Raw genomic sequence first — 16,343 nt, forward strand, 5'->3', positions numbered from 1 at the left:
GGGTTGTTCGACTTCGACCACAACGACGTATGGACGCTGTTCCACTCGTTTGCCTTTGACTTCTCGGTCTGGGAAATCTGGGGCGCGCTGAGCTACGGCGGCAAGCTGGTGATCGTCCCGAGCGACGTCGCCCGCTCGCCCGATGACTTCTATGCGCTGGTCTGCCAGCAGCACGTCACGATCCTGAACCAGACGCCGAGCGCCTTCCGCCAGTTCATTGAAGCCCGCGGGCGCAGCGACCAGGAACACGCCCTGCGCGAAGTGATCTTCGGCGGCGAGGCCCTGGACTTCCGCAGCCTGCGCCCCTGGACCGCACGCACGGCGCTGTCACGCACCCGTCTGGTGAACATGTACGGCATCACCGAAATCACCGTGCACGCCACTTACTACCCGATCAGCCAGCTGGAAATCGACACCGGCGCGCCCAGCCTGATCGGCCCGCCACTGCCCGACCTGTGCCTGCGCATTCTCGACGAGTACCAGCAACCGGTGCCGGTGGGCGTCAATGGCGAAATCTACATCGGCGGCGCGGGCGTGGCCCGGCATTACCTGAACCGCGAGGCGCTCAATGCCGAACGGTTCATCAGCGACCCCTACGCCTTTGAGTCCGGCGCAAGGTTGTACCGCACCGGCGACATCGCTCGCTACCGCGCCGATGGCGGCGTGGTCTACGTCGGGCGCAACGACTCGCAGATCAAGATCCGCGGCTTCCGTATCGAGCTCGGGGAAATCGAAGCGCAACTGCTCAACTGTGCCGAAGTTCGCGAAGCGTTGGTGATCGTGCGCGAAGACCAGCCCGGCGACAAACGCCTGGTGGCGTACCTGATCGCTCATGAAGGAGCGGTCCTTGAGTCTTCGGCCTTGCGCAGCCAACTGGCAAACGTGCTGGCCGAGCATATGGTGCCCAGTGCTTTCGTGGCCCTGGCCGCCTGGCCCCTGACCACCAACGGCAAGCTCGACCGCGCCGCCCTGCCGGTACCGGACTTGTCTGCCGCCGCGAGCCAGCACTATGAAGCACCACTGGGGAATATCGAGACGACGCTGGCCAACGCCTGGCAGACGTTGCTCGGGGTTGAGCAAGTGGGTCGCCAGGATCACTTTTTCGAACTCGGCGGCCACTCGTTCCTGGTCATCAGCCTGATCGAGCGCTTGCGGCAGGCCGGCCTGCAACTTGATGTGCGCACGGTCTTCTCCGCGCCGACACTCAAGGCCATGGCCGCCGTCCTCGCCGGTGGCAGCAACACCCAACACGTGATCCCGGCGAACCTGATCCCCGCCGACTGCACGACCATCGAGCCGCAGATGCTGCCGCTGGTGACCCTCAGCCAGGGGGAAATAGAGCAGATCGTTGCCGACGTCCCTGGTGGCGCCGGCAATGTGCAAGACATCTACGCGCTGTCATCGTTGCAGGAAGGCATCCTGTTCCACCACTTGTTGCAGTCCGAAGGCGACGCCTACCTGATGCGCACCGTGGTGACATTCAGCCGTCGCCAGGTGCTCGACGACTTCCTAGCCGCCGTGCAAGTGGTCATTGACCGTCATGACATCCTGCGCACCGCCCTGCGCTGGCACGGCCTGCCGCAACCGGTGCAAGTCGTGCATCGCCAGGCGCAACTGCCGGTCGTGACCCTGGACGGCGTCCCCGGCGAAGACGCCATGCAGACCCTCCGGGACCATACCGACACCCATCACCTGCGACTCGACTTGCAACGGGCTCCGCTGATCGCGGCGTACATCATCTACGACGAGCCCCAGGCACAATGGCTGCTGGCGTTGCTCGACCATCACCTGGTCAGCGATAACGTCACCTTGCGCCTGATCATGCTGGAAATTCAGGCGATCCTGGCCGGCCAGGCCAACAGCCTGCCGCCCTCCCAGCCTTACCGTAACTTCATCGCCCAGGCCGCCAGCGTTTCCCAGGCCGATCACGAAACCTATTTCCGCCGCTTGCTGGCCGATGTCGACGCCACCACCGCGCCTTACGGCGTGCTGGATGTCAGGGGCAACGGTGCGGGAATCAAGCGTGCCGTGAAGCACCTGAGCGACGACCTCAGCGCCCAGGTGTATCGAACGGCACGTGCTCAAGGGGTCCCGACCTCCGTGCTGTTCCATGCGGCCTGGGGCCTGGTGGTGGCGGCAACCAGCGGACGCGACGACGGGATTTTCGGCACGGTGCTGTCGGGCCGCTCCCAAGGCACCGCCGGTGCCGACCACGCATTGGGGATGTTCATCAACACCCTGCCGATGCGCATTCGCCTGCAGCAAAACTCCGTCAGCGACATTGTCCGCGACGCCTACCAGCAACTCAGTGAACTGCTGACCCACGAACAGGCGTCCCTGGCCCTGGCCCAGCGTTGCAGCGCGGTGGATGCCTCGCTGCCGCTGTTCACGGTGATTCTCAACTGCCGCCATGGCGACTTGGTGAACGCATCCGGGGAAATCGCCGAAGACATGGGCGACCACGAAGGCATGCACTTCATCGCCTCCGAAACCCGCACCAATTACCCCATCGAGATTGCCGTGGCAAATGTGGGCAGCGGGTTCTCCCTGACCGCCCAATCCATCACCGGCATCGACCCGCAACGCATCGCCGCCTATCTCGCCCAGGCCGTGACCGCCTTGGTCGAAGCCCTTGAACACGCCCCGGACCGCCTCGCCAGCCAGCTAGACGTGGTGCCCCCCAGCGAGCGGCAGTTACTCCTGGAAGACTTCAACCGCAGCGCCAGCGACTTCGGCATCGCGCAACCGATCCATCACCTGTTCGAAACCCAGGTCCAGGCCAACCCCGACGCCGTGGCCCTGGTTTGCGAACAGCAACAACTGACCTATCGCCAGCTCAATCGCCGCGCCAACCACCTGGCCCGCCAGTTGCTCGCCCTCGGCATCGAACCCGATCAGCGCGTGGCCGTCTGTGCCGAGCGCAGCCTGGACATGATCGTCGGCCTGCTCGGCGTGCTCAAGGCCGGCGCCGCCTACGTGCCCATCGACCCGGCCCATCCCGCCGAGCGCATGGCCTTCATGCTGCAGGACAGCCAGCCACGGGCGCTGTTGACCCAGTCGGCCTTGTCCTTGCCCTCCGGCGATCTGCCCCTGCTGTGGCTCGATATCCGTGAGTCGCTGCACGCGGCGGATGACGCTGGTTTTGACGTCAACCCGCAGATAGCGGGCCTGACAGCCGATCACCTGGCCTATGTGATCTACACCTCCGGTTCCACCGGCCAGTCCAAGGGCGTGATGGTCGAGCACCGTTCGGTGTTCAACTTCTGGCAGGTGCTGACCCGCACCACCCACCAGCATTGCCCGAGCCCGGCCACCGTGGCCCTGAACGCCGGGTTCTTCTTCGACATGTCGATCAAGGGCATCTCGCAACTGTTCTCCGGCCACCGGCTGGTGATCATCCCGCAACTGATCCGCGCCAGCGGCCACGAGTTGCTGGACTTCCTCGAACAACATCAGGTGCACGCCTTCGATTCCACGCCATCGCAGCTCGACACCCTGCTCGCCGCCGGCCTGCTGGAACGCAGCAGCTACCAGCCGGTGAGCGTGCTGCTCGGTGGCGAGGCCATCAACGCCGCGACCTGGACGAAACTGCGCGACTGTCCGAGCATCCGTTTCTACAACATGTACGGCCCGACCGAATGCACGGTGGACGCCACCATCGACCTGATCCGTGACCTCGGCGAACGTCCGAGCATTGGCCGGCCGATTGCCAACGTCCAGGTGCACGTGCTCGATGCCCGCGGCGAACCGACGCCCCTGGGCGTGGCCGGTGAACTGCACATCGGCGGCGCCGGCGTGGCCCGGGGTTACCTGAACCGTCCAGCGCTGAGCGCCGAGCGCTTCGTGGCCGACCCGTTCGGCAGCGAGCCGAACGCACGGTTGTACAAGACCGGCGACCTCGGTCGTTGGCTGGCCGACGGCACGCTGGAATACCTGGGGCGCAATGACTTCCAGGTGAAGATCCGTGGGTTCCGCATCGAGTTGGGGGAGATTGAAAACGCCCTGGTGGCCTACCCGGGTATCCGCGAGGCCGTGGTGATCGCACGGGAGGACAGCCAAGGCGATTCGGACAGCAAGCGACTGGTCGCCTATGTCTGCGGCGAACCGGTCCCGGCCGAGCAACTGCGCAGCGCGTTGTTGAGCGGCCTGCCGGAGTACATGGTGCCCAGCGCCTTCGTCCACCTCGATGCCCTGCCCCTGACCGCCAACGGCAAGCTCGACCGTCGCGCCCTGCCGGCCCCCGGCCAGGATTCGCTGGCCAGCAAAACCTACGAGGCGCCCCAGGGCGACACCGAAATCGCCATTGCCGAGATCTGGAAAGGTTTGCTGCACCTGGATCAGGTCGGCCGCCATGACGGCTTCCTCGAACTCGGCGGCCACTCGCTGCTGGCGGTGCAATTGCTGTCGCGACTGCGCCGCAAACTGGGCGCGCGGGTTACCCTGCGTGAACTGTTCGACGCGCCGACCGTGCGAGGCCTCGCCGCCCTGGTCCAGGGCGCATCGACAACCGAGGCGACGTCAATTCCGTTGGCCAATCGCTCAGGCCGACTCCCGCTGTCCTTCTCCCAGCAGCGGTTGTGGTTCCTTGATCACCTGGATCACGCGGCAGGGGCCGCTTATCACCTGCCACTGGCCTTGCGCTTGAATGGAGCGTTGGACACAGCGGCGCTGCAAGCAACCCTCGATCGCCTGGTGGCGCGTCACGAAACCCTGCGTACCCGGTTCGAACTGGTGGACGGCGAACCGTTGCAGAAAATCGCACCCGCCGACCACGGCTTCCAGTTGGAACAGCAGGATCTGCGCGCGATTGCACCCGATGAACAGAAGGCCACGCTGGAGCACCTCGGCCGGATCAACGCTACGCAGTTGTTTGACTTGACCCTCGGGCCACTGATGCGCGGCCGCCTGGTGCAATTGGCGGATGAGGAACACGTGCTGTTCATCACCTTGCACCACATCGTTTCCGATGGCTGGTCCAACAGCGTGCTGGCCCGTGAGGTCAGTGTCCTCTACAGCGCATTTACCCAGGGCCTGAAGGATCCGTTACCGCCCCTGCCGCTGCAATACGTGGACTACGCCGCCTGGCAGCGACAGTCCCTTGAAGGCGCGGCGCTACAGGCGCAAATCGACTTCTGGCGGCAACATCTGGAAGGTGCCCCCGCGCTGTTGAACCTACCGCTGGATCGATCGCGCCCAACGATACAAAGTTATGCTGGCGGTATCGTCAGTTGCGCATTCTCACCCTCGCTCAGTGCCGATCTGCGCGCGTTCAGCCAAGCCCAGGGCACCACGCTGTTCATGGTATTGCTGGCCGGTTGGTCGGTGTTGATGAGCCATCTGAGCGGCCAACGCGACGTGGTGGTCGGCACACCGGTGGCCAATCGTCAGCGTCCAGAGCTGGAGACGTTGATCGGTTTCTTCGCCAACACCCTGGCGTTGAGAGTCACCACCGAGCAAGACACTCGCGTCGACGAACTGCTGGTGCGAATCAAGGACCTGACCCTGGCCGCCTACAATCACCAGGACCTGCCTTTCGAACAGGTGGTGAGCGCCCTGCAACCGACGCGCAGCATGAGCCACAGCCCGTTGTTCCAGGTGATGTTGAGCCTGGACAACACGCCACCGGCACCGTTGCAATTGCCTGGGCTTGCGGTGCAAACCCTGGCGAGCCCCCACAACACCACGCAGTTCGACCTGTCGCTGTCGCTGATCGACAATGGCGAGCGCATCGGTGGCAGCCTGCAATACGCCAACGACCTGTTCGACATTGCCACCGTGCAGAATATCGCCGGATTGTTTGCCAAGGTCCTGGAAAACCTGGTGACCGACGCACAACAATCCATCGGCCAGTTGTTGGAGAGCACGCCGGCACTGGAGCGCTCGGCCAATGCCGTCGTCCAGCCCGTCACCGCTGAAGACGGCCCTGCGCCGCTGCCTTACGAAGCGCCCCAGGGCGACACCGAGACCGCCATCGCGGCCCTCTGGCGGGACCTGTTCAAACAGGAGCGGATCAGCCGCCACGATGACTTCTTCAGTCTCGGCGGCATTTCGCTGATGGCGGTGCAAATGGCCTCTCGCCTGCGCAAAGTCCTGGGTAAACCGATCGCCGTGCGCGATCTGTTCGTCGAGCCGACCATTGCCGGTTTCGCCCGGACCCTCGACGGCCAGGCCCGCCCCGGAGCCCAGCGCAATTTGGTGCCGATCCGCCGTACCGGTTCCCAACGGCCGCTGTATCTGGTCCATCCGCTGGGGGGTGAAGTGCAATATGCGCGGGACCTGGCGCCGGTGCTCGATCCCCAGGTACCGGTCTATGGCTTGGCAGCCAGTGGGTTGGTGGCGGGCGAGGCACCGCTGTCCGATGTACCGGCCATTGCAACGCGTTACCTGACGGCCATCCGTCAGGTCCAGCCACAAGGTCCGTACCGGATCGCCGGTTGGTCGGCCGGGGGCCTGATCGCCTATGAAATGGCCCGTCAACTGCAAGCCGGCGGTGAAGCCGTGGAGTTCCTCGGCATCATCGATGCGTCGGCCCGCCCGGATCCGGTGCCTGAACAATCGATCAGTGAAGCGCAGTTCCTGATGGCTTGGCTGCCCGAGGGCATCGACCCTGATCTGCTCCAGCAATTGACGGCGCTGGCGGAACACGCCGCCATCGAGGCGATGCTGGCGCTGTGCATGACCCATCGCCTGCTGCCGGAGGAGTTGCCCGATGACATCGACGCCGCCCTGCTGCGCACTCACCTGGGCGTCGCCTATGCCACACGCCTGGCCATCGGCGCCTACGTCAGCCCGCCCAGCCCACTCAAGGTGTCGTTGTTCACCGCGAGTGAACAGCAACGCAGCGACCCGACCCTGGGCTGGCGTGGGTTGTTGCCGGATCGGGTGAGCGTGACGGCCCTGCCCGGCAACCACAACACACTGGTCAAGGCGCCCCATGTGGCCCGGTTGGGCGAGGCGATTTCCCAGGCGTTGAAAACCATTACCACGTCATAGACCACCTTGGGCTGTCCCGCGAGCGATTCGCTGGGCAGCCCAGGATGTGGAAGCCGACCCACCGTCATCGCGAGCAAGCTCGCTCCCACAGGGAATCTGGGGCGCTGATGAGTTTTGCATTCACCACAACCCCCTTGTGGGAGCGAGCTTGCTCGCGATGACGGCGGCACATTCAGCATCGTTGCAAGCTGAACCACCGCTTTCGCGAGCAAGCTCGCTCCCACAGGGAATCTGGGGCGCTGATGAGTTTTGCATTCAACACAACCCCCCTTGTGGGAGCGAGCTTGCTCGCGATGACGGCGGCACATTCAGCATCGTTGCAAGCTGAACCACCCTTCGCGAGCAGGCTCGCTCCCACAAGGTTTCACCCCCTGATCTGCGGGCTGGAATGTCCCCGTTTTCCGCTACAGACGTTTCCTACCTGCAACCGCTTAAATAACCCCTCAAGCTGAATCGTTTCTGTGGATGGAATCCACAGGCGATGTCCGATCGCCCGCCGGTCAGGACTGTCACCCACCGCACGATCACTCTAAAAGGGAGCCTTATGCATGTGATCATTACGGCCATCGGCTCAGCCGGTGACGTTCACCCATTTATCGGGATCGGCCGCACCCTCGCCGCGCGCGGGCATCGGATAACCTTTTGCGCCAGCGCGGTATTCGCGCCTGTGATCGAGCGCTGCGGCTTCAAGTTCCTGCCCCTGGGCACCCGCGAGGAATATCAAGCCGTCATGGCTGACCCGGCGCTGTGGCATCCGCGCACGTCATTGCCCACCCTATGGAAAACCGTCGGCGGCACGTTGCGCGAACAGTATCGGCTACTGGAACAAGCGTGCGACGACGACACCGTCATGCTGGGTTCGTTGTGGGCGTTTTCCGCCCGCCTGCTCCAGGAACGGCACGGCATCCCGCTGGTCACGGGCCAGGTCACACCGTTCGCCATCTGGTCGCCCCTTGCGCGCCCCGTCCATCCACCGGGAACGAACCTGCCAACCTTCGTACCGTATCCCTTGAGACGCCTGCTGCTGGGGGTCATCGAGCACACCGTCCTCGATCGACTCATGAAGCCAGAGCTCAACAGCTTTCGCCGCGAATTGGGCTTATCTCCGGTCAAGCGCATCATCAGTCGGTGGATTTCCTCGCCTGACCGGGTGTTGGGATTGTTTGCGGACTGGTTCGCCCCGATCCAACAAGACTGGCCTGCCCAGACGGTGCTCACCGGGTTCCCGTTATTCGATGAGTCCGGCTTCGAGGCGCCAGACGCCGAGCTGGAGGACTTTTTGAGCGAGGCCCCGCCGGTGGTGTTTACCCCGGGTTCGACGACGGTCAATGCCGCACAGTATTTCGCCGCTGCGGCTCAAGCGCTGAAGTCGATCGACCGCCGCGGCGTGTTCCTGACCAGCCAGGCGGTAGACCCAAGTTTGTCCAGCGACGGCAGGATCCTGGTCAGGCCTTATGTCCCCATGAGCCGCATCCTGCCCCACACAGCGGCCCTGGTGCATCACGGCGGCGTCGGGACCACGGCCTTGGCAATCGCCGCCGGGGTGCCACAGATCGTCACGCCATTTGCCCATGACCATTTCGACAATGCAGCGCGAATGCAGCGCCTGGGGTGCGGCTTGCAGGTCTTCGCACCGGCCTCCGCCGAGTCATTGGCGACGGCCCTGGACACGGTGCTCAACAGTCATGACGTACGCGCCAGTTGCGACCGCTACAGCCAACTGATGACCCCTGGCGACAGCGCTCGCGAAGCGGCAGCGCTGCAAGTGGAGGCCGTCGCCCGCAGAGCCGCCACGTATCGCGTCGCGTAATCACGATTCGATGAGTGGCCTGTGGCGAGGGAGCTTGCTCCCGCTGGGCTGCGCAGCAGCCCCAAGGAAGCTGGCCACAATCAACCCGAAACACCGCGATGGCCGTTTTGGGGGCCGCTTCGCAGCCCAGCGGGAGCAAGCTCCCTCGCCACAGGATTAGCTTTTTCTCGAGTGAACAGCATCACGGCCTGACGGCATCTTTTTTCATTCGTTTCATCGGGCCACCGGATCGGCCCACGGAGAGCACCATGCCCCAGACCCTGCCCGCGTCGAACGCAGAGCGCGTACTGTATCCCCTCACCACTCCGCAACTGGACATCTGGCTGGACCAGGTGCTGCACGCCGATAGCCCGTTGTACAACATTGGCGGTTATGCCCGTATCAACGGGGCGGTCGACGCCGCGCTGTTGCAGACGGCCTTCAACCAGGTCGTCAACGGCCACGATGCCCTGCGGATCCAACTCGTGCCTGGCTCGACCGAGCACCCTCTGCCGCGCCAACGCTTCCTGGGGCCGGTAGACGTCCCGCTGGGGCTGCACGACGTGTCGGCCCATGCCAACCCGGAGGCCAGCGCATTGGCCTTGCTGCAGGCCAAGCTGCAGACCCCGTTTTCCTTTGACGATGGGCTGCTGGTGCGCGCGGACCTGGTCAAGGTCCGTGAAGACCTCCACTACTGCTTCGTCAATTGCCACCACTTGATCATCGATGGCTGGTCCTTCGCCATGATTGGCCGAACACTCAGCCAGGCCTATACCGCCCTGCACGACCAGGCACAAAACACGACAACGGCACCGACCTATCAAGCCTATGTCGAGCAGCAAGTCGCCAGCAAAGACTCGGTTTCGTTCCAGCGCCAGCGTCACTACTGGCTGGAGAAATACCGCACGCTGCCCGAGCCCCTGCTCGCACCCCGTCAGCCGGGTCGATTCGGCCAGCGCCTGGCGCCCAGCCAGAACCATGCCTGGCGCTTGCCGCGGGCGCTTTACAACCGCCTCGGCGAAAACGCCAAGGCCACGGGCCAGGCGACGGTCTTCCACGTCATGCTGGGGGTGCTGTACAGCTACTTTGCGCGCACCGAGCAACGGGATGAAATCGTCATCGGCCTGCCCATCCTCAACCGCGCCAATGCCGCCCACAAGGCCACGATGGGCTTGTTCGTCGGCATGAGCCCGGTCCGCCTGAGCCTGGGCACCGACCTGAGTTTCAGCGACCTGGTCGGCAAGATTGCCCTGACGCTCAAGCAGGATTATCGCTACCAGCGCTTTCCGCTGAGCGAGCTCAACCGCGAACTCGGCTTGCAGAACCAGGGCCGGCGCCAGTTGTTCGACGTGGTGGTGTCGTACGAACAGGACCAGGACACCTGGTACGGGCCAGCGCCGGCACAACCGGTCAAGCTCAGCAATGGCTACGAACAGATCCCGCTGGCGATGCACGTACGTGAATCCGCGCCGGAAGACGATGTGTGGATGCACTTCATCTACAACGAGGCGTATTTCGACGCGCCGCAGATCGAAGCCTTGCAACACCGCTTCATGAACATCCTGGAAGGCGTGGCCGCTGATTTCGACGTGTCAGTCGCGGCCCTCGACCCGCTGCCGCCCGCTGAGCGCCAACTGCTCAAGGAATGGAATCGCACCGGCATCGATTACCCCAAGGATGTGCTGCTCCATCAATTGATCGAAGCCCAAGTCGCCGCTCGCCCCGACGCGATCGCGGTGCGCTTCGCGGACCAGGCGCTGACCTATGACGCGTTGAATCGCCAGGCCAACCGCCTGGCCCATGCCCTGCTGGAAACCGGTGTTGGCCGCGACGATCGCGTGGCCATCTGCATGGAGCGCAGCCTGGAAATGGTGGTCGGCCTGCTGGGCATTCTCAAGGCGGGTGCCGCCTACGTGCCGCTGGACCCAGGTTATCCGGCCGACCGCTTGAGCCATATGCTCAGCGACAGCGCGCCCTGTGCCCTGATCACCAGCCAAGGCTTATTGGCCAGCCTGCCTGCCGTGACGGTGCCGGTGTTGTGCCTGGATGCCGAGCCTGAAGCACTGTCCCGACAACCGACGCACAACCCGGACGCCGCCGCGCTTGGGCTGACGCCTCGGCACCTGGCCTATGTCATCTACACCTCAGGCTCCACCGGCTTGCCCAAGGGCGTGATGAACCAGCATGACGGGGTGGTCAATCGCTTGCTCTGGGCCCGCGATGCGTATGGCGTCGATGAACACAGCCGGATCCTGCAAAAGACCCCGTTCAGTTTCGATGTGTCGGTCTGGGAGTTTTTCCTGCCGCTGCTCAGCGGCGCGCAACTGATCGTCGCCGCCCCCGACGGGCACAAGGACCCGCGCTACTTGATGGACATCATGGCGAGCGCCGGCATCACGCTGCTGCATTTTGTCCCATCGATGTTGCAGGTCTTTCTCGACCAGGTGGAGCCCCGGCGCCTATCCACGCTTCAGAAAGTCCTGTGCAGCGGCGAGGCCCTGCCCCATGCCTTGCAGACGCGCTTTTCCGAATGCTTGCCGACGGTGCAGTTGCACAATCTTTATGGCCCCACCGAAGCGGCCATCGACGTGACGGCATGGCATTGCCGGCCCGATGCGCACGACGGCATCGTACCGATCGGCCGGCCCATCGCGAATATCCAGATGCATGTCCTTGATGGGAACCTGCATCAACTGCCGCCGGGGGTGGCCGGCGAGTTGCACATCGGTGGCATCGGCGTCGCCCGGGGCTACCTGAACCGTCCCGAACTGACGGCCGAGCGGTTCATCCACGACCCCTTCCGCAGCGAGCCCCAGGCCCGGCTGTACAAGACCGGTGACCTCGGGCGTTGGTTGCCCGATGGCAGCCTCGAATACTTGGGACGCAACGATTTCCAGGTGAAAATTCGCGGCCTGCGCATCGAACTGGGCGAGATCGAAGCCCACCTGCTTGCGTGCGAAGGGGTCAAGGATGTGGTCGTGATCGCCCGCCAGGAGGCCGGTGACGCGTACCTCAACGCCTATTGGGTGAGCGAACCTGGATGCTCGCCCTCCCCGCAAGCACTGCAGGAAACCTTGCGCCAACGGGTGCCCGACTACATGGTGCCCAGGCATCTGATGGCGCTCGAGCAGTTCCCGCTGAGTGTCAACGGCAAGCTGGACCGCAAGGCCCTCCCCGAGCCTTCCGCCACCCAGGGCTGCGATACGACAGCGCCACGCACGGCCTTGGAGCAGATGCTCGCCGAGCTGTGGAGGGACAACCTCAAGCGCTCGACGCTGGGCATCCATGACAACTACTTCATGCTCGGTGGCGACTCCCTGAAAGTCATTCACTTGCAGATCAACGCCCGTGAACGAGGCGTTGCGTTGACCCTGGCGCAGGTTTACCAGTCCCCGACCATTGCCCAGTTGGCCGAGGTCCTGCAGGCCGGGCAAACATCAGCCAGCGGGCTCGAACCCTTGACCCACGTGAAGCCTTTCGCCCAGGTCCCGGCAGCGATCCGCCTGGCCAGTGAAGGCGTGTTCGATGACGTGTTTGCCGCTTCGCAGCTGCAAGTCGGGATGATTTATCACTCGATGATGCACCCGGACTCGGCGATCTATCACGACATCTTCCGCTACCGCTTGCGCCTGCCTTGGGATGCGCCGGCCTGGGAACGGGCCTGCGCCGCCTTGATCCGCCGTCATCCGGCCTTGCGCATGTCGTTCGATATCGGTCACGCCGAGGTGCCCATGGCCCGGGTGCACGCGACGGTCGAGCCTCCCGTGCAGGTCATCGATGTACGCCCGCTGAGTCCCGATGCCCGGGCCCAGGCCATTGCCGCCTATGTGGAGGAACGCAAGCGCTACCGCGAAGACTGGCATCGGGCACCGCTGTATCAGTTCTGTGTGTTCGTCGGGCAGGACGAGATCGATCTGGTCTTCAGCTTCCACCATGCGATTCTCGACGGTTGGAGCGTCGCCACCTTGATGCGCGACCTGATCACGCTCTACACCGCGGCGCCTGGCGCCGACGCACTGCCTGCCCTGACCACCACACCGGCAGACTTCGTGGTCCTGGAGCAAGAGGCCACGGCAACGCAGACCCACCGCCGGTTCTGGCGCGAATACTTGCATGAGGCCCCCGCCGCCGCCATGACCAGCTGGATTCATGCCGTGGCGCCAGACTCGACGCCGCACCGCTCGGCCTACCGTGAGCTGCCCGCCGCGGACCTGGCCCGCCTCGAAGCGTTCTGCCAGGCCCAGGACCTGCCCTTGCGCGCGGTCCTGCTGACGGCCCACGGTTTCGCCCAGGCGATCATGTCCAATCAAAAGGAAGTGCTGTGTGGCGTGATCAGCCATGGCCGGCCGGAATTCGAAGATGCCGCCTCGGTCCTGGGCCTGTTCCTCAATACCCTGCCGGTACGTTTCAGCAGCCAGGGCCCGAGCTGGCTGGCGTTGATCCGGGCAACGATTGCCCAGGAACGACAGGTTTTCCCCCACCGGCGCTACCCGTTCGCGTTGATTCACCGCGAGACCGACGTCGCCTTGAACGTGGTGTTCAACTACGTCGACTTCTATGTGCTCAAGGACCTGCTGGCCCAAGGCGAAGAGGTCCTCACCGATTGGGAAACGACGGAAGCGAGCAACTACGACCTGCTGACCACCCTGGGTCGCCACCCGGCCAACGGTTCGCTGATGTTGAAGATGGACTACCGCACCGCCCGTGTCGCCACGAGCCAGGTCGAAGCCTATGCCGATTACCTGCTTCGCACGCTGGAACTGATGATCGCCATCCCTGAGGCCAAACCAACCATTGCAGCCTGGCTGCCGCCCATCGAACGAACCACGCCCAGGGCCACGACGGCCTTGCCCCACGACAACCTGTCGAGCCTCTTGCTGGACAGTTTCGCGCGGCATGGCGAGCAGACTGCCGTGAGCCTTGGCCAGGCCTGCCTGTCCTATCGTCAATTGCAGGACGCTTGCGCTCAACTGGCGGGCTGGCTGCACCGGCACGGTATCGGCCAGGGTGATCGGGTCGCGATCATGATGCCGCGCTCGCCCGACCTGATCGTCGCCTTGCTCGGTGTCGTGCAGGCCGGCGCCGCGTACGTGCCGATCGACCTGAGCTATCCGGACGAACGCATCCAACTGATTCTCGAAGACTCGCAACCGCGACTGGTGCTGTTCACCGATGCCTCCGCGAGCCTGGCGATGAACCTGGCAGACCAGGCCGATACGCGCCATTGGGACAGCGTGGTCGCCGGCTTCGACGACAACCTGGCCGGCAGTCATCAACGGGTGGCCGCCATTGCCGCAGGCGTCATGGCTGAAGACAACGCCTACGTGCTCTATACCTCGGGCTCGACCGGCCGCCCCAAAGGCGTGGCCATGCCGCACCGGGCCTTGACCAACATGATCCTCTGGCAAAACCGCCAGCAGGCGCAGGATGTCGATACGCTGAAGACGCTGCAGTACGCGCCCATTTCGTTCGACGTTTCGTTCCAGGAAATTTTCTCGACCCTGTCCAGCGGGCATGAGCTGGTAATGATTGACGAAGGGCTGCGCTATGACTTCATCCGCTTGCTGAGGTTTATTGACGCACAACAGGTCAACCGCCTGTTCCTGCCCTATGTTGCTTTCCAGGGCCTGGCCGAGATTGCCCTGCAGCTCGGTATCCACCCGGCATCGCTACGCCAGATCAATGTGGCAGGCGAGCAGCTGAAAATCACTGCCGAAATCCGTGACCTGATCGATCGCCTCGGCGACTGCCATGTCGAGAATCACTATGGCCCGACCGAGGCCCATGTGGTCACGAGCCTGCGACTTGAAGGCGCGGCCGCGACCTGGCCGAGCATGCCGCCGATCGGCACGCCCATCGACGGCGTGCGCATGCATGTTCTCGACGGGGCCGGCAACCCGTGCCCGGTCGGGGTGGTGGGCGATCTGTTCATCGAAGGGGCCGGCCTTGCCAATGGCTACTGGAATCGCCCCGACCTGACCGACGAACGCTTTATCTATCGCCAGCTCGAAGGCCAGACCCGACGCTTGTATGAAACCGGCGACAGCGGTTTCTACTTGCCCGACGGCGATCTGGTGTACCAGGGCCGCAGCGACGCCCAGGTCAAGATTCGTGGCTACCGCGTCGAGCTCGGCGAGATCGAGGTGGCCATGCTCGGTTCCGCCCGGTTCAGGGCCGACATCGAGCAGGTGGCGGTCATTGACAAGCTGGCAACCGATGGCAGCCGTTACCTGGTGGGGTTCGTCCAGCCCCTGCCGGGCTGCGAGCCGGACCTGGACCAGCTCAAGGCGGAAATGCGCCTGGCACTGCCCGACTACATGGTGCCGAACACACTGGTCAAGATCACGAAGCTGCCCCTCGGGCCCACGGGCAAGATCGACCGGCAGCGTTTACAGAAGATAGAGGTCCAGACCACCTTGCAGCGTCCGTTCATCGGCCCGCGCAATACCATGGAAGATCTGCTGCAAGCCTACTGGCAGGAAACGTTGGACCTGGACAGCATCAGCATCCACGACAACTTCTTCGAGCTGGGCGGCAATTCGCTCAAGGCGGTACAACTGGTGGCCATGCTCGCCAGGCATCAAGGCCTGGAGCCTTCCCTGTCCAACTTCATCCAGGCGCCGACCATCGCCGAATTCGCCCAGGTGCTGCAACAGACCGCAACCGGACACCCTGGCGCCGGCGCGCTGGTTGACTTCAAGAATGCCACGCGCCGTCCGACGTTGTTCCTCGTCCACCCCATCGGCGGACATGTGCTGTGCTATGCCGCACTGGCGCGGGTGCTCAAGGACCAGGTCCACCTGTATGCCCTGCAAGCGCCGGGTACCTGGGATGCCCGTGAACCCTTGCAATCGGTGCAGGCCCAGGCGGTGTACTACGCCGACGCCATCGAGCAGGTCGCGCCGCAAGGCCCCCTGAACATTGGTGGCTGGTCCTATGGCGGCGTCGTGGCGTATGAACTGGCGAGCGAGTTGCAGCGCCGCGGACGGCGCCTGCATAACGTGTTCCTGCTGGACACCATCGTGCGCGTCAGCCAGGGCGAGGTGCAGATTGAACGCAGCGAGTTCATGAACTGGTTCATGTGGGAACTGCTCAGCGGCGACGGCCAGAAGGAATACGCCTACCACGCCTTGGACTTCGCCGCCCTGGACGACCCCCAGGCCTTCGCGGCGATCCGGCAGCACGGCATCGACCAGGGCATTTTCGACGCGAGCATCACCCTGGCGACGCTCGATCAGCTGTTCCGCGTGTTCCATGCCAACTGGCAAGGGCTGCTGGACTATCGCTTCCCGCCACTGGATTTGCCTATCACGCTGTTCGCGGCGGATGTCGAACTGCCCGATGTGCTGCAAGCCCCCCACGAATTGGTGGGCACCGCCTTCCGCGACCCGTACCGCGGCTGGCGTTCGATTGCGCCGCACGTGCAGCGCGTCGCCGTCGAGGGCGACCATCTGACCATGATGCGCGAGCCGCACATCGAGCGAGTGGGTCAATGCATCCAGTCGCGGATGGACCTGGCCCGGGCCAGGAACGCCGAATCCATGGGCGCATTGGCTTGACC

3 protein-coding genes are annotated in these 16,343 nt (G+C 64.1%); all 3 read left to right on the forward strand.

From position 1 onward, the window contains the following. Positions 1 to 6,993: amino acid adenylation domain-containing protein (locus tag ACIPQ1_RS14960; protein ID WP_446534371.1), on the forward strand; the 6,993-nt coding region annotated here is incomplete at its 5' end. Between the two features lie 544 nt (positions 6,994 to 7,537). Next, the gene (locus ACIPQ1_RS14965; RefSeq protein WP_411384848.1) at positions 7,538 to 8,803 is read left to right on the forward strand and encodes a glycosyltransferase; all 1,266 of its coding nucleotides are present in this window, start codon (positions 7,538 to 7,540) and stop codon (positions 8,801 to 8,803) included. Between the two features lie 248 nt (positions 8,804 to 9,051). After that, positions 9,052 to 16,341, forward strand: coding sequence for an amino acid adenylation domain-containing protein (locus ACIPQ1_RS14970; RefSeq protein WP_446534372.1), 7,290 nt, complete (start codon positions 9,052 to 9,054; stop codon positions 16,339 to 16,341). Positions 16,342 to 16,343 lie beyond the last annotated feature (2 nt).

This window comes from Pseudomonas sp. LARHCG127 (assembly GCF_052871455.1).